The sequence below is a fragment of the Sporosarcina sp. FSL W7-1283 genome (assembly GCF_038003105.1).
Lineage (GTDB): Bacteria > Bacillota > Bacilli > Bacillales_A > Planococcaceae > Sporosarcina > Sporosarcina newyorkensis.
On record NZ_JBBOOL010000001.1, the window covers coordinates 3,452,501 to 3,470,930 of the forward strand.

General features: G+C 44.0%; 21 protein-coding genes (1 of these 21 only partly in view). 1 reads left to right on the forward strand and 20 read right to left on the reverse strand.

The annotated features are described in order from the left end of the window. The 14 genes from MKY93_RS18040 to acpS form a co-directional block, all read right to left on the reverse strand. Positions 1-1,786, reverse strand: partial view of a Tex family protein gene (locus tag MKY93_RS18040; RefSeq protein WP_340760609.1) — the 5' portion only. 356 nt of this gene lie to the left of the window's left edge; only the first 1,786 of its 2,142 coding nucleotides appear in the window; it begins with the start codon at positions 1,784-1,786; its stop codon lies off the left edge, out of view. Between the two features lie 113 nt (positions 1,787-1,899). Further along, complete coding sequence (locus MKY93_RS18045) at positions 1,900-2,496, reverse strand: PP2C family serine/threonine-protein phosphatase (RefSeq protein ID WP_340760610.1); 597 nt, start codon at positions 2,494-2,496, stop codon at positions 1,900-1,902. Beyond that, positions 2,496-3,281, reverse strand: a complete 786-nt coding sequence (gene sigB, locus MKY93_RS18050; RefSeq protein ID WP_009498857.1) for an RNA polymerase sigma factor SigB — start codon at positions 3,279-3,281, stop codon at positions 2,496-2,498. The genes MKY93_RS18045 and sigB overlap by 1 nt, the downstream gene beginning before the upstream one ends. Next, complete coding sequence (gene rsbW / locus MKY93_RS18055) at positions 3,256-3,729, reverse strand: anti-sigma B factor RsbW (RefSeq protein WP_040759889.1); 474 nt, start codon at positions 3,727-3,729, stop codon at positions 3,256-3,258. Before rsbW ends, sigB begins: the two co-directional genes overlap by 26 nt. Next, positions 3,716-4,057 (reverse strand): STAS domain-containing protein, encoded by a 342-nt coding sequence (locus MKY93_RS18060; RefSeq protein WP_040759890.1) that lies wholly within the window; start codon positions 4,055-4,057, stop codon positions 3,716-3,718. Before MKY93_RS18060 ends, rsbW begins: the two co-directional genes overlap by 14 nt. Before the next feature lie 103 nt (positions 4,058-4,160). Beyond that, positions 4,161-5,165, reverse strand: a complete 1,005-nt coding sequence (locus tag MKY93_RS18065; protein ID WP_340760611.1) for a PP2C family protein-serine/threonine phosphatase — start codon at positions 5,163-5,165, stop codon at positions 4,161-4,163. Positions 5,166-5,178: 13 nt separating this feature from the next. Then, a complete protein-coding gene (locus tag MKY93_RS18070) occupies positions 5,179-5,580 on the reverse strand; it encodes an anti-sigma regulatory factor (protein ID WP_009498862.1) in 402 nt (133 codons plus the stop codon). Positions 5,581-5,582: 2 nt separating this feature from the next. Then, on the reverse strand, positions 5,583-5,945 hold the full coding sequence (locus MKY93_RS18075; RefSeq protein WP_009498863.1) for an STAS domain-containing protein: 363 nt from the start codon (positions 5,943-5,945) through the stop codon (positions 5,583-5,585). Between the two features lies 1 nt (position 5,946). Then, a complete protein-coding gene (locus tag MKY93_RS18080; RefSeq protein ID WP_340760949.1) occupies positions 5,947-6,771 on the reverse strand; it encodes an RsbT co-antagonist protein RsbRA in 825 nt (274 codons plus the stop codon). Positions 6,772-6,960: 189 nt separating this feature from the next. Further along, positions 6,961-7,311, reverse strand: coding sequence for a type II toxin-antitoxin system PemK/MazF family toxin (locus MKY93_RS18085; protein ID WP_009498865.1), 351 nt, complete (start codon positions 7,309-7,311; stop codon positions 6,961-6,963). Positions 7,312-7,315: 4 nt separating this feature from the next. After that, entirely contained in the window at positions 7,316-7,621 is a 306-nt protein-coding gene (locus MKY93_RS18090) for a hypothetical protein (RefSeq protein WP_009498866.1), read from the reverse strand. A gap of 156 nt (positions 7,622-7,777) precedes the next feature. After that, the gene (gene alr, locus MKY93_RS18095; RefSeq protein WP_340760612.1) at positions 7,778-8,893 is read right to left on the reverse strand and encodes an alanine racemase; all 1,116 of its coding nucleotides are present in this window, start codon (positions 8,891-8,893) and stop codon (positions 7,778-7,780) included. 87 nt (positions 8,894-8,980) lie between these two features. Beyond that, positions 8,981-10,018 (reverse strand): LolA family protein, encoded by a 1,038-nt coding sequence (locus tag MKY93_RS18100; RefSeq protein ID WP_009498868.1) that lies wholly within the window; start codon positions 10,016-10,018, stop codon positions 8,981-8,983. Between the two features lie 95 nt (positions 10,019-10,113). Next, positions 10,114-10,470, reverse strand: coding sequence for a holo-ACP synthase (gene acpS, locus MKY93_RS18105; protein WP_078818254.1), 357 nt, complete (start codon positions 10,468-10,470; stop codon positions 10,114-10,116). A gap of 68 nt (positions 10,471-10,538) precedes the next feature. Here acpS and MKY93_RS18110 point away from each other — a divergent pair, with 68 nt between their 5' ends. Beyond that, positions 10,539-11,147 carry a rhomboid family intramembrane serine protease gene (locus MKY93_RS18110; RefSeq protein ID WP_009498870.1) on the forward strand — a complete coding sequence of 203 codons (609 nt, stop codon included), beginning with the start codon at positions 10,539-10,541 and terminating at the stop codon, positions 11,145-11,147. Between the two features lie 39 nt (positions 11,148-11,186). Here the strand turns inward: MKY93_RS18110 and MKY93_RS18115 are convergent, their stop codons facing one another. The 6 genes from MKY93_RS18115 to MKY93_RS18140 all read right to left on the reverse strand — a co-directional run bounded on the left by MKY93_RS18115 (position 11,187) and on the right by MKY93_RS18140 (position 18,377). After that, positions 11,187-12,698, reverse strand: coding sequence for a PH domain-containing protein (locus MKY93_RS18115; protein ID WP_340760613.1), 1,512 nt, complete (start codon positions 12,696-12,698; stop codon positions 11,187-11,189). After that, positions 12,691-13,170, reverse strand: a complete 480-nt coding sequence (locus MKY93_RS18120) for a PH domain-containing protein (RefSeq protein ID WP_221836218.1) — start codon at positions 13,168-13,170, stop codon at positions 12,691-12,693. Before MKY93_RS18120 ends, MKY93_RS18115 begins: the two co-directional genes overlap by 8 nt. Before the next feature lie 139 nt (positions 13,171-13,309). Beyond that, the gene (locus tag MKY93_RS18125; protein ID WP_040759893.1) at positions 13,310-14,815 is read right to left on the reverse strand and encodes a DEAD/DEAH box helicase; all 1,506 of its coding nucleotides are present in this window, start codon (positions 14,813-14,815) and stop codon (positions 13,310-13,312) included. 423 nt (positions 14,816-15,238) lie between these two features. Continuing rightward, a complete protein-coding gene (locus tag MKY93_RS18130; RefSeq protein ID WP_340760614.1) occupies positions 15,239-15,931 on the reverse strand; it encodes an alpha/beta hydrolase in 693 nt (230 codons plus the stop codon). Beyond that, a complete protein-coding gene (locus tag MKY93_RS18135; RefSeq protein WP_340760615.1) occupies positions 15,928-17,298 on the reverse strand; it encodes a UDP-N-acetylmuramoyl-tripeptide--D-alanyl-D-alanine ligase in 1,371 nt (456 codons plus the stop codon). Before MKY93_RS18135 ends, MKY93_RS18130 begins: the two co-directional genes overlap by 4 nt. A 14-nt stretch (positions 17,299-17,312) precedes the next feature. Continuing rightward, entirely contained in the window at positions 17,313-18,377 is a 1,065-nt protein-coding gene (locus MKY93_RS18140; RefSeq protein ID WP_340760616.1) for a D-alanine--D-alanine ligase, read from the reverse strand. Between the last annotated feature and the right edge of the window lie 53 nt (positions 18,378-18,430).

Sequence of the window (18,430 nt, forward strand, 5' to 3'; positions counted from 1 at the left end):
GTCTAGCCAGTTGTGCAATGTCGACTTTCCCCAAAGCCTCTGTCGCTTCACTCGTTCCCAATTGAGTTTTATCCAGCGCTACTTCTTTCAAAACGGATTCTGCAATTTTATAGCTTTCCGGGTGAATCCCTGTTGTATCAAAAGGTTCTTTGGATTCTGGTATGCGCAGGAAGCCGATTGCTTGCTCATATGTTTTGGCACCTAATCTTGGAATCTTCTTTAAGTCTGTTCGCTTTTTGAATTTACCTGCTTCTCCCCTTGCTTTGACGATGTTTTCAGCTACAGTTTTTGAAAGCCCTGAAACATATTGCAAAAGTGAAGAAGAGGCGGTGTTGACATTGACACCTACCTGGTTTACTGCCGTTTCTACGACAAAGGACAAGGACTCCGACAGATTCTTTTTTGCCACGTCATGCTGATATTGCCCCACACCTATTGACTCGGGATCAATTTTGACGAGTTCTGACAGCGGATCTTGCAAACGACGTGCAATCGATACAGCGCTACGCTGTTCGACTTGGAGATCAGGGAACTCTTCCCTTGCTTGCGGTGACGCCGAATAGACACTGGCACCTGCCTCGTTTACTATCACGTAGGAAACTGGCTCTTCAGCTTCTTTAATTAGTTCGACAATGAATTTCTCGGTTTCTCTTGAAGCGGTTCCATTGCCGATTGCAATGATCGAAATCGGATATTTCTTCAATAAATCCATTATTACTTTTTTCGATGCCTCTTTTTGCGGTTTGGGCGGATGTGGATATATCACGGAGATATCATGAAGCTTACCCGTCTCATCTACGACCGCCAACTTACACCCTGTACGGAAAGCAGGGTCCACACCGAGAACTGTTCTGCCTTTTAAGGGAGCTTGCAGTAAAAGGCTCCGAAGATTTTCGGAAAACACATGAATCGCCTGCGCTTCGGCTTTTTCAGTCAACGCTGTTCGTACTTCCCTTTCAATAGAAGGAGCGATTAACCGCTTGAATGAATCTTCCAATGCGTTCTTTATATAAGATGCAGATGGCGAACCTGTTTGTTTGAGGTACGCCCGCTCCAGATCTCCGACAATCCGATCAGCCGGAAAACCTACACCGACACGCAGTACATCTTCCTTTTCTCCACGATTGATGGCAAGCACTCTGTGAGGAACAATTTTATTCAACGGTTCTTCGTAATCATAATAATTTTCGAAAACTTTCCGCTCATCTTCCGCACCTTTTTTCAAAGCAGCCGTCAAGCGTCCTGCAGACCACGTAGTTTTACGGATACGTTCCCGCATTGTGGCGTCTTCAGAAACTCTTTCCGCAATAATGAATTTAGCACCTTCAAGAGCATCTTCGATTGTGTGAACCTCTTTTTCCGTGTTCACGTACACAGCAGCTGACTTTTCGATACTACTGTTTGTTTGTTGCATCATCTCATCAGCCAGCGGTTCTAAACCGCTTTCGATAGCGATCATCGCCTTCGTTCGACGTTTTTGCTTGTATGGACGATATAAGTCTTCAATCCGCTGCAATACAGTCGCCCGCTCAATATCGGCCTTTAATTGATCGTTCAGCTTTCCTTGCTCTTCAATTAAACGAAGTACTTCCTCTTTTCGTTGTTCCAATGATTTTACATAGTGATAAGAGTCTTCAATCTCTTTTATCTGCACTTCATCTAATGAACCCGTCGCTTCTTTACGGTAACGCGCAATAAAAGGTACTGTGTTGCCTTCTTCCAATAGCGCGATAACACTTGCAGTTTGACGTTTGCCAATGCCTGCTCGGCTCGCAGTTGCTTCCATAAGATCTATCGACAATTCAACCACCCCTTCTTCTTTCCATATAATAGCATAGGTCGAATTCAGATTCCTGCCTTACCTATCTGATAAGTACATACAAAAAAACCCACTTCAAATTAATGAAGCAGGCTTGCCGCAATGAATGTCGCGTCATCATTCGAATCGATTGTACTTTCAATTTTCCTGTACAATTGATAGGGTGTGGTGTTCTCTTGTAAATACTTTTTAGGGCTACGCAAGCTCACGCCATCTGAATGTAAGAAAAATCGATCATTCTTATGATATGGATAGCGTTGCGTACGAAGTGATTGCGGACGTCCTGATAGGTAGCCCATGACAGGCAACGGATAAATCATCTGACCATTTGACTGTAGGATATATAGACGGATATTACCAACACAACTGTATTCCAAAGTTTGCTGGGTAAAATAAACTTTTACAATACCGACCGCTGCGCCACGTTTGTGGAACATTAATTTATTGCAACGTAGCAACAAATCGTCAGGTGATTCATGATGGTACTCTTCCAATACGTTCGGTATCACTTCGGCGGATTCCTTAGCGTCTGTTCCGCTTCCTAAACCGTCTGCGATTGCACAAATGAAATAATCCTCTTCTGAATGAATGTAGTATGCATCCCCAGAATCCTTATTTCCCTTTTTCGACTGTTGGTATATATATGCCTCTACATATTCATTCTCGAAAGTTTTCACTACTTCGCACCACCACTTGTTAGTATTACTTCTTGCAGTTTCTTAATTGCTTTCCTTTGCAGTCTAGATACATGCATTTGAGAGATATTCAGTAATTCCCCAGCTTCTTTCTGACTCATCTGGTCAATATATGTATACTGGATAATTTGGCGCTCACGTTCGCTCAATACACTTAATGCATCTAAGACCAGCATTCGTTGGTCTGTCTTTTCAAATCCACCGTCTGTTTCACCTATAATATCAAGCAGCGTAATTGTGCCGCCTTCTGAATCCGCATCCAGCGTATGGTCAATGGATAACGCTTGATAACTTCTGCCCATCTCCATTGCTTCCAATACAAGTTCTTCGTCAGTGTCAAGATACTCTGCTATTTCGTATACCATAGGCGAGCGTTGAAACTCTGTTGTCAACGTCTCAACAGCCGCTTTAATTTTAGGGCCCAATTCTTTTATACGTCGCGGTACATGGACAGCCCATGTCTTATCGCGAAGGAAACGCTTGATTTCGCCTATAATTGTTGGTACGGCAAATGCTTCGAAACTTCTTCCTTGCTCAGGATCATAGCGACGAATCGCACCTAATAACCCGAGCATACCTGCTTGCACGATGTCTTCGTGATGTGATTGGCCACGGGAATATTTCCGGGCAATCGAATGAACCAAACGCTCGTAATGCAAGACTAACTGCGTCTGGGCGTCGTCATCTTGTGTCTCTTGATATTCATGTATCCACTGAATTACTTGTTCCTTTGTCTCATTGTCACGAGAAGACCGTTGGTTTGACATGTCCTTCTCCTCGCTCTCTGCCCAAGTATTTGGTCATGAAGACGATGACACCCTCCCCATGATCAATTTTCACTTCATCCATTAATGCTTCCATCAAGTAAAGGCCTAATCCTCCTTCCCTTAATGGTGATTCCTCGTTCCAGTCTTGGTATGGACCAATCTTCTTCTTCGTTTCTTCAAAATCGAAGCTTCTGCCATGATCTGTCACGACAATTTCCAATCGGTCCTCATAGAGGGCACAGCCTAAAATCACTTCACCTACTTTCTCGTCATTGTAGGCGTGCTGCACTGCGTTCGTCACAGCTTCACTTGCAGCGATTTTCAAATCCTCGATCTCATCGTATGTAAATCCTAGACGGCTCGCCAAGCCTGAAATCGCCAATCGAGCTACCCCAACATATTGTGGTTTCGCCGGAACTTTCACTTCAATATAATCAAACGCTTGCATCATCTTCGCCACCTTCTATCTGTTCTATCTCCATAATTTCATTCAACCCTGTGATTTCGAATAATCGATAGAGGCGCTGATTCAATCCTTTGATCACCAATTTAGCGTTATGTGCTTTAATCTCTTTATAGAAGCCGACGAAAACGCCTAATCCTGTACTATCCATGTAATTGACCTCAGATAAGTCCAGCTCAACTTCCATTCCTTCTGCCTGCTCCAACTTTGCCAAATGTTCCTTCAACTTTGGTGCCGTATATATATCAATCTCACCAATAATCTTAAATTTATGAACTAAATCCTTGTCTACTTGCTCAACTTGTAAATTCATTTCGCCACCCCGATCGGTTTCTCTATTTTTCCAATTTATGTGCGTTGTCTTTCGATCTTTGCACACATCTTGTTATATACCCGCTTTCCAAACTTCAAAACATTTATTTTGTTTTTTTCAAAATAACCAGTGTAAAGTCGTCATGCAACTGGTAGTCTTGCATTCTAGAAAGTTCATTAAATAAATAGTCGACCATCGCTTGTGCATTTTCGGACTTCACCTGACACAGTAAGTTTTCGATAAAATCCATTTCAATGAATCCATTTTCTGTTCGCGTTTCACTTACACCATCTGTCATTATAACGACGAAATCATCCACTTCGAGCTTAGCTGTACGTTCCTCGTATTTTGCTTCTTCCTGAACACCAAGCAGAAGACCTTTGCTCTCCAACAGCCTAAATTCTTTTTCGGCTGCACAATAAAAAAGGGCTGGTTCATGTCCCGCTGAAGCATAACGAAACGTAGCGGTATCCGTGTCATACTTTCCATAGAACATGGAAACGAACATCGAATCAGAAATGCTTTTTTCAATCATTTTATTAATAAAACTGAGTACTTCAGACGGACTTCTCTTTTCGTAGCGCAAACTATCCATACCGAATTTCACCATGGACATATGCATAGCAGCAGACATCCCTTTGCCGATAATATCCGCCACAGCTAAGCACACTTCACTTGTAGTTTCATTCAAAAAGTATACATAGTCACCATTCATCTGTTTAGCAGGCTTCGAGATCCAGCCGATGTCCAAACCTTTTACCTCAGGAGTCGCTGTCTGTAACAGCGTATTCTGCATCCTTACCGCAATATCCATCTCCATTTGAATGGCTTCTTGCTTACGGATTAGACTTTGGTGTTCTTTCAAAGCTAGTCCATAATGGATCATCATTTCAATTAAAAAATCAAAAGAAATACTTACTGCCGGGGGAAGGTCCTCAATCAACTCTTCAATAGAGGTTTTGTGAAGGCTGATTACATCTTCAGGCGCAATTTTCTTTTCTATAAAATTGCGACTGAATTGCTGACCCAAATAAAGATCCTCTTCCCCTTGGGTGCGCAGAAAACTCTTCAGCATTTGTTTATACTGTTTACCTGTTTCCTGTGGCAATGTTCTTCAACTCCTAGTGCAACCATTTCGTCGCAGTAATGGTAGTACCAATACCTACTTCCGTCTCCACGCGAAAATCATCCATCAATCGCTTGACTCCAGGCATACCGGCACCCAGCCCTCCAGAAGTAGTAAATCCATCCTCCATCACTTTTTGCAAGTCAGTAATACCCGGTCCTTCGTCTGAAGCCGTAATAATCAATCCTGTTCGCTGACCTGCCCGGACAGGCTCAATTTTAATTACACCCTTTCCTGCATACAGATATATATTTCTCGCCAATTCGCTGATGGCAGTTGTAATTCTTGCTTGGTCCACCGTTCCAAAGCCAGTTTCCTTCGCCTCATTACGGCCAAGCTGCCTTGCTGCAACAATGTCCCATTCCGTATTGATCTCTATAGAAGACCCGTGCTCCATGGTCAGGCCTCCAATTCTCTAGTCAATTTCTCAAGCCCGTTTTCTAGATCTAATGCAGTCTTCACATTCTCCAAGCGTATACCAAGTTCAATAAGCGTGATGGCTACTGATGGTTGAATACCTGTGATGACCACTTTCGCTCCCATCAGACTGGTCATGTGAATCACATCACCGAGTACTTTCGCTATAAATGAATCAATGAAGTCAATTGGCGTCAGATCGATTACCACACCGCGGGCTGATGTCTTATGCAATTGATCCAATAAATCTTCTTGGAATTGCAAAGCGGTCTGATCATCTAACTCTACCTGAATAGATACGATTAATGTATCTTTTAACTTTAGAATCGGGATTCGCATCTTCATACTATTCCTCCTCCACTATCGTACGTCCTGTCATCTGCAACGCCTCTTGCATCCCTCGTCTCAGTGTGCTGGTCGTTGAAAAGTCCGTTAAGTTAATACCCAATGTTACGATAGTCTGAGCAATTTCAGGCCGGATACCGACCAACATACATTTCGCGCCGACAAGACGCACTGCATCTGCAGCCTGAATTATATGATGAGCCACCATTGTATCCACGACTGGCACGCCTGTAATATCAAGCAACACCACTTCGGCACGTTGTTTTACGACACCTTCCAACAAATTTTCCATAATCAGTTTGGCGCGCTCTGTATCGATCGTCCCTACTAACGGCATAACGGAGATTTTTTCAAATACTGGAATCAAGGAGGCTGATAATTCCTGCAAAGCAATTTTTTGCAGGCTATCTGTTTGTTCCCACTTCGTAGCGTATTCTTCAATAATACTCTCGCGCAATGGGTTGATCCAGCTCGAGAAAATGACCATCCCTTGACGTAGATTTAAATTTGTCAGAATGCCTGTTTCGAAAAATAAATCGTACACAACTGCAGAAAATGTATCAATCGCACGGTTAACGAATTTGATGGACCAACCAAAATGAATGATCTTCTCAGTGAACTCGTCCAATCTTTCTTTGTCCACTTTCTCTCGATGGGATAAATTGGAAGTCATTAATTTAGTAAATTCCCTGCTCGTCGTTTCTACAACACTCGCCGGCATCAAATCTAAAAATCGCTCACTGGAGTTATCTTTCATTTGCTCCACCCAGCGTTTGGTGATGGTATCTATATTGTCGGATATGCTTTGTTTCATTACTTCATTCATCGCCATTTGTTCCTCCCTATACCTTCAGTTATCTCTATTGTAACGAAAATTTGTACAAACTACATGTATTTTGCTGTTTTTTATTAAAGAACTATACAAAAAAACACTATAGCCTATTGGCAGTAGTGTTTTAGGGTAGCAGCCATCTTGTACTGCTTCTTTTTTAAAACTGTAGTTAGAATATGTATGCTAAAATTTAATGAGCCCGAAACTTACTTGCAATGACTCATCGACTTGTTTCATTAACGCATCGTCTAAATGTGTTATCTTGTCTGTGAGCCTCGACTTGTCGATTGTGCGGACTTGCTCGAGCAGGATGACTGAATCCCGCTCGAATCCATGCCGTGCCGCCGTTATTTCGACATGTGTCGGCAATTTTGCTTTTTGTATTTGTGCAGTAATGGCTGCCACGATTACTGTGGGACTAAACCGATTTCCGATGTCATTTTGTATGACCAAAACCGGTCGGGTCCCTCCCTGTTCAGAACCGACTACAGGTGACAAATCTGCAAAAAAGACGTCTCCACGTTTAATTGCCAACTTTTCATCCTCCGCTGACGCAACGTTCCACGGTATGCTGAGCTTCAAATTCCGCATATAAACACTCTGCCGCTATGTTTAGGTTAATCTGCGACATTTCAACATAACCTCTGATCATAGCTTCCCGCAATAAGGAAGCTTCACCATACTCCATATGTCTCTCTGTCGTCATATAAACGAAATCATCTTGCATCTGCTCCCGCTGAAAGATTGCGTCTTCATTTTGCTGCAGCAATCTTGTTGGGGCTATACTAATTATTTCTTTTTCGTTTTTATTCGTACGCAACTTGAGCACCTCCGACAAACCCATCCCTTATTTCTATATCAAATCTATCTTACCATCGAAATACTAATAAGAAAAGACATGGTTTGAACTCTTATGACAAGAAATGCAAATTTATTCAGTAGTTTGTCGAAATAAATGGCCATTGCTGCGAAAGTTGCATCGAATTGTACGAGAAATATTTTACTTATAAACCCTAGGAATACGCGCTGAAAATGTTACGGCTATTTCATAAGGGATGGTACCTAGCCGTCCCGCCCATTCTTCTATGGTGATCTCCTCATCTCCTTGCCTGCCGATTAATATTACTTTTTCACCTTCTGGATATTCGCGCGGGAGTTTAATCATACATTGATCCATGCAGATCGTGCCGACAATCGGGACACGCCTGCCTCCTATCAATACTTCTTGCCCTTTTAATGAACGTTTTAAACCATCTGCATAGCCGATTGGCAACGTGCCGATCCATTCATCTTCTTCTGTTTCATAGGTCCCGCCATAACTGATTTGTTCGCCGGCAGGCAACTTCTTCACATAAGCCAACTCGGTTTCAATCGACATTGCTTTTTCAAGCACAAACGGTAACTTTCTCTCAACGGCTGCGGATGGTGCGATACCGTACAGACTCACACCAAAGCGAACCGCATCTAGTGCATATTCAGGGAACATCAGTGTCGCAGCACTATTAGAAGCATGAACCAGGCGCGGCTTTTTCGGAAAACAGTCGACCAGTTGTGTAAATCGTTTAAATTGCAATCGAGTCGGCTCTGCATCCTTTTCATCCGCCCGGGCAAAATGAGTAAACGTTCCATCAATCGACAGGTGATCGGACTGATTAATCAACTCGGTCAGATTAGTCAACTCCGATTCAGTCCGTACCCCGATTCTACCCATTCCGCTATCAATTTTTACATGTACTTTGCATTTTTTATCGAATTGCGGTTGATCGTTAACTTGTTTCACCCATGCAGCGCTTGTAATAGTCAGCATAATACCTTGTTCTGCCGCCACTTTCGCAAATGAAATAGGTGAAGGCCCCATCACGAGAATGTCGACTGCATGATAATGTTTCCTGAGCGTGATTGCTTCATCGGGCGTAGCCACAGCCAGCATCTCGGCTCCGGCCTCCAGCGCAGCATTTGAAATCTGCACTGCGCCGTGACCATAGCCGTCCGACTTCACAACCGCGATCAATTTCGTTTTGTTCGGAAGATAAGAAATAACACGCTGTACATTATGCTTAACTGCTGTTGTATCAATAATCGCTCTCGTTGGCCGATAATCGGTCTCGTTGAACATCTCGCTTCACCTCATTGGATAGACTGTGTCTTGTTTAATTAATTATCTATCCGAACGCAGGATCAAGTCAATTGATTCAACCGCTGATTATTTCGCTTCTGTAACGGTCATGGAGTTCGCAACAGTGATCAATTCTTCTTTGCTCAATGTTTCAGAAGCGACAAAGAAGGACACTCCATTTACTTCCCAATGGATGGATTGGTCCGTTAACGCTGCCACAGCAAATCCTAAATCCACTGGATCTCCCTCTACTGAGACAGGCAGTTGGTTCATCGGCTTTTCTGCAGGTTCCTGAATAACCACAAATTCTTTCTCTCCGCTGAACGTCATCAAGATACGTTGACCATTTTCAGTCGCCACGCTCTTTTCATCCGTCGATCCTTCCCAATTCACTGCTGGGTAATAAGTTTGAAAGCCTGTTGTTTTCTCATCAGCATCGGCTTTTTCATCAGCGCCAGCTTCCTCATCATCAGATCCCGCTTGATCACTTTCCGCTTTTGGTTGCTCCATTTCGACCGCATAATCCGCAACCTTATGCTCTACACCCAAAGAAATTTTAGAGAACTTGATCGAAATCTTTTCCTCGCCCGTTTCGTCATGGATTGTTACATGAGTCGGCAAGAGTGTTTTCTTATCGATATGAATCTTTTGCGTAGGCAATAATTTTTTATGATTATTGCGAGTTTCCGTTTCAAAGACATACTCTTTTTCCTTTTCTTCCATTGTCGCCGCTTTATCAACCTTAATGTCTTCCGCTAGCGTACCAATCAAATATCCTTGGCTGTTTTGAGCAGGCCAGTCACTTTGAAATTTATAGGTTTTGCCCAAGGACGGTGTAATGACAAAGACACCTTCTTCATTACGGACTATCATTTGTGAATCTTCATTCCCCGATTGCGTGACATTCACTTTGTAAAATTCGGGCTTTGTATGCCATACCTCCACATCGTATACCCGAGGTTCTGCGCCCGTTTTAATTTCCATTGAGGCATTCAATTCATAGCCTTTCGTTTCGTTCCATTTATTGCTGAGCTTTTTCATCACATCTTCTTTAGAAGGTTTACCGCATCCCCCTAAGACTAGCAAGACTGCTACGACAACTAACAACAGAAATCGTTTCCGCATTCAATTCATCCTTTCTCCAATCAATTCGGGTAGCTTATCTTATGAGAGTGATGAATCGAATATGCGAGCTTGTTTCAAAGTTTTGGATTGTCACTTCAGTCTTCCATTAAAATTACTTGTGCTGCCGCAACAGTTTGTGTATGTGTGATGCTGATGAACCCTTTGACAGGCTGTCGACGGAAGTACAATGCGGGTCGGCCGCTTGGTTCCGCAATCACTTCGATATCTAGAAAACCGCAATCTTGACCTATGCCTGTGCCCCGCGCTTTGGAAAACGCCTCCTTTGCCGCGAAGCGACCCGCCAAATACTCCGTTTTCCTATGACCGCTCATTTTTTCATAGATTTGCAATTCAGATGAAGACAAAATACGTTCACGGAATTTAGAGTTACGTTTGTCCAAGCGCGCAACACGCTCTAATTCCACTATATCCAGTCCAATTCCTTGTATCAAAACAGACATCTCCTTTCCCATCAGTGTGATTTACAGGTATAATCAGTACAGAAGATTGAGGTGAAACTATGTTTATACGTACAGAAAACTTTTCGCAATATGTTCGCGCTTATCCTATCGTGACATTCTTATTGGCATTGAATATCGGGATTTTTATACTGACGTGGATTCCCGGCATCGGGAACCAACTCCTTCTGTTCGGTATCGGCGATAACTTTTTAATCGCTAATGGAGAATATTGGCGCCTGGTCACCCCGATGTTTTTACATGGCGGGTTGACGCATTTACTGTTCAATATGTTTTCTTTATTCATTTTCGGTCCTGAACTAGAGAAGATCGCAGGGAAGGCTCGTTTTATTACGATCTATATGTTGGCAGGCTTGTTCGGCGATGTCGCCACGTACTTCTTGCAATCAGGAGACTATCGTCACTTGGGAGCAAGCGGTGCGATTTTCGGAGTGTTCGGCGCGTTCGGTGCGCTCGTTTATTATACGAAGCACGTCTTCCCGCAATTGAAGCAAGTGATTTTGCCGATCATCGTTATAAGCGTTGTCATGACATTTGTCGGGACGAATATTAATGTCACTGCACATATCGCAGGATTGATCACCGGTTTCCTCATCGGACTCAGTTATTTCAATCCAAAGAATATCGTCAGTTGGAGAAAGAAGCGATAGATGAACAGAAAGCCAGACAAGCGATCTTGTCTGGCTTTTTCATTCTTTACTTTCCGTGGGATATTCATACCATAAAAGGAATTGCTCTGCTTGTTCTTGCGGCATGTGTCGGACCGCAGGAGCATCGACAGTCATGCCCGATTTGACATTGGCCGTGACAGTGGCCACCTTTCTTCTGCGGTGGAAGTAGTTTTGATCTACCTCCATTGATTGGATACGGTTCTTTTCCATAAACACGGTGTGTCGGCTTATGGACCGGAAGCGCATGGTCAACTGTTTGGGTAAGATTGAATAAGCTGCTGTCTTATATTGCCAGAGTCCGAGCCCCCACACGAATGGGAGCAACAATAACGATAATAAACCGTATGGGAATAAAAAGTACGAAGCGGCCGCCACGAGTACAAGCGTCAGGAAGAGCTTAAAGCGATAATAAAAACGTTTCCCCCGCGCATCCAGCACTTCCGTCGGCTCACCGAAATCCAAATTGGGAAACAACTCTTGCAGCGGCTCAATTATCCGATCACGTTTAGCCAATGGAAAAAGCTTGATACGCGCACCTTCCCCTACTCCCCCTGCACTGCTCAGAACGACGCTCGCATAACCAAATAACTGACGAAATGGATTCTCCACAATCGAGACATTTTGAACCCGATTCAGCGGAACCGTCACACGTTTTTTTTCGAGCAGTCCTCGCGTGATAACGAGATCATCTTTTTCCAATTTCACTTTAAAATCGTAATTCGCCAAGAAGGTCATCGCAACGGATAATAACCAAACCAGTATGAAACCTAGCAAAATCAGAATGCCGATCACAAACACGCCAAAACGAACGAATGATTCCAATTCGCCAAATAGCCAATCAAATGGGATGATCTCCTCGATTTGCGACAAAAATACGACGGCCCCCGATAAAATGACCCCAATTCCTCCCGACGTAGTTGCCAACATAAGCAAATCACCTGTTGTCATCGAAAAAACAGCGCGTACTGATCGTTCTGTTTCTTGCATAATTTCACGGTCTCCGTGAAGCAACAATTCTTCATTTTCATAACGACGAGGAACCGGCCCTATTATTTGAACTCGTTTCGCTCGCTGAATTTCCTGTTCAATTTGCTCGGCTGCGTCCTTCGTGATGGCGGTCAATTCCGCTTCTGCATCCTTGCCCGAAGCAGAACCCGCAGTTTCTACTTTCACTTTCACCAAATTAAATGGACGATGAAAAATCCCTTCCGTATAATCAAGGCTTTGTATACGGTCAAATGGAATATAGCGTTTTTTTCGCACGAACAAACCCGAAACCATCCGCAATTCCTGATCCTCAAACCAATAGTCAAAACGACGCCATTTGACGATACCCGCTACTAGTGTAGACACAAGTAGAATACCGAATAAAATTAGGGACCAATACTGAACGAACCAAGGTTGTGTAGACTCCCCTTTAAATCCGTTGGCAACGACCAAGATAACGAAAGGTGCGATCATATCTTTCAATGTTTTGACCGTTTCCACTACTGCCGTGATCCAATGCAATTTATAGCGTTGTTCAGACATCATCTTTCGCCACCCTTGCAAACGTGGAAATCCGATTGCGCAATTCATCCGCTTCCTCCGTCACCAAAGCGGGAATAGAATGGTTCGTTGCCGCGGTGGAGATGGTAATCGAAGCCAACCCATATTTACGCAAAATCGGTCCTTCCGCTGTATCCACATGTTGCACGCGAACCATTGGAATCAACGTCCGATTGACAATAAAAAGGCCATGTTGCAGCTCGATCTCTGCTTCACGCACTTCATAACGCCACCGTTCCCATCTAATTTTCGGGAATAGATAAATAGAGAAAAATGCATACAGCATGACAACCACTGCCGCTACTATACCTATCCAAATAGGCCATTCAAAGTAATACACGAGAAAACCGATGCCGATCGCGACGGCCATTAAAATTAAAGTTTGTATAATTCCATACAATCTCCAGACGGTCAGTCCTTTTCTTGAGATTTGATTTGCAGGTTGCTGTCTCAATCACATCTACTCCTTTCCACAATACCTACTATGTATACGAAATAAACTTGAAAACGTTTCATTCTGATTGATCATATCATAACATCTAAAAAAAAATCCGAACTGCTGGAAGCAAGTTCGGATTTTGAATACTCTATTTTTATCGTTCTGTACGGTTGCTGCGTGAACGGCTGTCTCTTCTGCCGCCGTCGCGTCCACCGCCACTGCTGCGTCGTGAACCACCAGTACCGCCGCTGAAGCTTCTGCTGCGTCCGCCTTGAGAACGTCCGCCGCCGCTACGGTTGCCTTTATAGCCACCACGGTTGCCGGATGAAGTTCTACGTGAAGGCAATGGGCGTTCTTCCGTAATAGTGACCGGTGTCTCATCTACATCTTTAGTCAACGAGCGAAGAGCTGCTGCCACAATGTCTTTTGCATCATACTGATCAAGCAATTGTGCTGCAAGTCCTGCGTAGTCTTCTAAATTATTTTGCTTAATTGTTTCTGATAAAGATTCAACCGCTATCTTCTTCTGTTCGAACAATGCTTCGTCAGATGTTGGCGGACGTAAAGGAGTCATACGCTTCTTAGTTGTTTCTTCAACTATACGAAGGTAGCCCATTTCACGTGGTGTGACGAAAGTAATCGCCATCCCGCTTTTACCTGCACGGCCTGTACGTCCGATCCGGTGAACATAGCTTTCTGGATCTTGTGGAATATCAAAGTTGTATACATGTGTTACACCTGAAATATCCAATCCACGTGCCGCTACGTCTGTTGCCACTAGAACATCAATTTTGTTATCTTTAAATTGACGCAAAACTGACATACGCTTTGCTTGTGTCAAGTCACCGTGGATTCCTTCTGCCAAGTATCCGCGGATGCTCAATGCATGTGCTAACTCATCGACACGACGCTTTGTACGACCAAAGACGATTGCAAGTTCTGGTTGGTGAACGTTTAACAATCTGGAAAGAACATCGAACTTCTCACGCTCATGTGCTTTAACGAAAAACTGTTCAATATTTTCGACAGTCATCTCTTTGGATTTAATCTTCACGATCTCAGGGTTTTTCATAAATGTTTCTGCGATTTTACGAATCGGAGCTGGCATAGTTGCTGAGAATAACAGCGTCTGACGCTCAGCCGGAACGCTCGCAAGAATCGTATTGATATCTTCGATGAATCCCATGTTCAACATTTCATCTGCTTCGTCCAATACAAGCGTTTGGACATTGTCTAGCTTCAATGTTTTACGGTTAATATGGTCCAAAATTCGTCCCGGTGTTCCGACTACGATGTTTGGATTGTTGCGTAGTGCACGGATTTGACGACCGATTTCTTGTCCGCCATAAACGGAAAGAACTTTCGCACGGCTGCCGTAGCCCACTTTGTAGATTTCTTCGGATACTTGGATTGCCAACTCACGCGTAGGTGCAATGACTAATGCTTGGACTGCCGGATTTTTCGGATCAAGTTTCTCGATGATCGGAATACCAAAAGCCGCTGTTTTCCCTGTACCTGTCTGAGCTTGACCGATTACGTCTCGGCCTTCCATACCAAATGTAATCGTACCTTCTTGGATCGGTGTTGCTTCTTCAAACCCCATGCGTAGCAAAGCGTTTTGTGTTGTTTCACTAATATTCAATTCTGAAAACTTCGTCAAAATATTCAATCTCCTTTGTTTCTTCATTTGACAATTGGTTACATTTGCAAATGAAAGCGCGGCAATTCGAGCCATGTACTTTGAAAGTTGGGAGCCTTTCCGATATATCCATCTGGCGTTTGAAATCTCTAATGGAAGGATTCCTGCGGATGCAGAGGGGGCATATCAATTACATCTAGCGTAATTGTGTCCAGATTTATTATGCAGCACAATGCGAAACCTGTGACATACAAGGAAAGCTCAGTCCTTGCCGAGCGGTTGGATCGGCAACTCATTGCTAGTTTGCCTAAGTGTCCACCGTTTTATTCAAAAAAAAGTACTCTTCACAAAACGGAAGAGTGCTGTTGTAAATGTATCCAATTCCTTTCATTAGTCTAACACGCATCACCCCGGACTGCAACGAATCAGCTTATGTTCCATTAATCAGTCTTCTGTCAAGAAGTTCAGCACCTTAGAAAACCACAAATCTCGGTCATCGCTATAGCAAATATGATGCTTTCCGCGTTCCGAATAAATCAATTTCTTATGCTCTGATCCAAGCTGTCTGAATAACACAGTAGCTGTGGAAGCAGGTACGATTCCGTCTTGTTCACCTTGTACGATGCAGACCGGCGTCCGCACCTTATGGTAATACGGTTTCACCAAACGGACGACACGCAAAAATTCAAGCGTCGCCCGCATCGGTGTATGTGTGAGTTTGTAATTGTACAAGTGGTAGAAAGAATCTGCGGGATAGCGACGCTGAATGGAAGATATCATCATGACATGTGCATCTTCCATCAATATCCGCGGACTTATGTATTTCGCTGCAGCGCTTAGCAACACAAGCTTTGCTATTGGATAACGCAAAGCCAAGTACATGGCGATTAAACCACCCATCGAGAAACCGATGACAATCACATGATCCACTTCTTTCTGCAACTTCTGTAACTCAAGCTCTGCCGCCATCATCCACGAAGCGGCAGAACCTTCTTGTAAACCGATTTCCAATTCATGTCCCGGTAAAACGGGAGACCTCACAATCCAATCGGTACGAGCATTCAAAAACTGCTTCAAGGGAGCGATTTCAAAAGGGCCTCCTGTAAATCCGTGAACAAAGAGCACGCCAGTCGTCACGGCGTTTCCTCTGCCAGGGCCTGGATGATTCGCTCTAACTCCATTCCTCTTGAACCCTTAAACAGCACGACTGTCTGTTCCGTCAATTTTGGTCTAAGTGCATCCGTAATCAGTTCGACATCATTCGCAGTCCACATGATTTCACCCGGAAAGTCCGTCAGCTGATCCGCCAGCCATTTCATCCGTCTGCCGAATAGTGCGATGCCTTGCAGATCAAGCTCGTTCAAATCATTTGCAAGCCCTTCGTGGTAGTCTTGCTCTTCTTCCCCAAGTTCCAGCATATCTCCAAGAACAAGCCATTTATCTCGACGAACGGATGTATCCTTAATAAAACGGAACGCCGCCCGCATAGAAGTAGGTGCTGCATTATATGCATCGTTAATCAGCAAGGAACCATTAATTCCTTCTACGGGTTGCATGCGCATATCAGTCAGTTCAGTCTGCTCCAATGCGTTTTTAATTTGCTCATCCGTTAGCCCGAGTTCATCGGCAATGAGTATCGCCGCCAACGTATTTTTCACTTGATGGGCACCATAAACAGGAATCGTGAATTGTCCTTGCAATTTACCCCGAACAGCAAAAGAACTGCCTTTGTCGGTAGACTCAATTTGTTCCGCTGTCAAATCCGCTCGTTCGTATCCGAATGACATACTGCGCACTGCAGGCTGACTCGCAATAAGGTTCTGCAACAACGGTTCGTCGCCGTCATAAAGCAGCAATCCGTCTTTCTTCAGCCCATCGATTATTTCAAACTTCGCTTTCGCAATTCCTTCACGAGAGCCAAGGTCTTGCATATGCGCTTCCCCAATATTGGTGATCACCGCGAAGTGAGGAGCCGCAAGCGTTGATAAGAAAGAGATTTCCCCGAACCCACTCATGCCCATTTCAAGTATGGCAACTTCGGTTTCCTCTTCGACCGACAATAACGTCAGTGGAAGACCTAACTCATTGTTGAAATTACCTTCCGTCTTCTTCACTTTGAAATACGGAGACAACACACCAGCTAATAAATCTTTTGTCGACGTTTTACCATTGGAACCTGTTACGCCGATAATCGTACAGTTTAACTCTTGCCGATAGCTGCGTGCAATTTGCTGTAGTGCCAGTTCTGCATCCTCGACAAATAAAAGTGGCAGGTGAGCAGGCGGGTTGGGTTCGTCTTTCAGCCAGATTGCGGCGACGGCGCCTTGTTCGATCGCACCTTCCACAAATTTGTGGCCATTCACCTGTTCCCCACGAAATGGTATAAACAAATCCCCGGCCTGGACTTGGCGGGAATCGATACATACGCCTGTTACAAGTTGTTGTGCAATATGCTGGCCATCCGCCTTCAACCACCGCTGTATTGTTGATAGATTTCGTTTCACGTTATATCCTCCGCTCAATCCATTGTGTAATGCAATTTCTGCTTTTCAGCATGGCGTTCAAATGCCAGCTCGATCAGTCGGTCGATCAGATCCGGATATGCAAGCCCGGATTTTTGCCAAAGCAATGGGAACATACTTGTCGGAGTAAAGCCCGGCAGAGTATTTACTTCATTGATCAACACTTCATCGTCTTGTGTCACGAAAAAATCTGCACGAACAAGCCCAGAACAATCGAGCACTTTGAATGCACGGAACGCCATGTCTTTCATATGCCGTGCCGTTGGATCAGAAATTTCAGCCGGTATTGATAATTCGGTGCTTTGATCCTGATACTTTGCTTCATAATCGTAAAACTCTGCGACCGGACGGATTTCACCTGCAACTGATACTTCCGGGTGATCGTTACCAAGTACCGCCATCTCGATTTCACGCGCTTGGATGCCTTGTTCTATAATGATTTTACGATCGAATCTCAGTGCCAGTTCGATTGCCAGTTGAAGTTCGTTTCGATCATCCGCCTTGCTGATCCCCACACTCGAACCAAGATTTGCCGGTTTAACAAACATCGGATAGGACAATTTCTGTTCTGCCTGGTCTAATAAAGCTGAGGCGTCCTCCTGCCATGCATTGCGAATGAAATGAATATATTCTACTTGAGCCAATCCGGCTTGAGCGAATAATTGTTTCATGACAACTTTATCCATGCCCGCTGATGAAGCAAGCACACCATTTCCTGCATATGGAATATTCAGCACTTCAAACAATCCCTGGACTGTACCGTCTTCCCCATTCGTTCCATGCAGAAGTGGAAGGATCACATCCGGCATATCCCCTTTTAAAAATTCCTCAATATGATCCGGTTGCGACACCCCTTCTTTTTTCAGACGCAACGTGTCGATTTCCGTGACCGGTCCTTCGAGCGGCTGACCTTTCAGCCATTCTCCTTGCAGCGTAATGTAAATCGGCAGTACTTCATATTTATTCAAATCCAGCGCCTGTGTAACTGCACGCGCTGTGGAAAGTGAAACTTCATGCTCCGCGGATTTCCCGCCATATACTAGCCCTAATCGTTTTTTCATACAATCTCCTCGCAATCCGTAGATTTCATTCATATAGTTTACCATGAAACGAG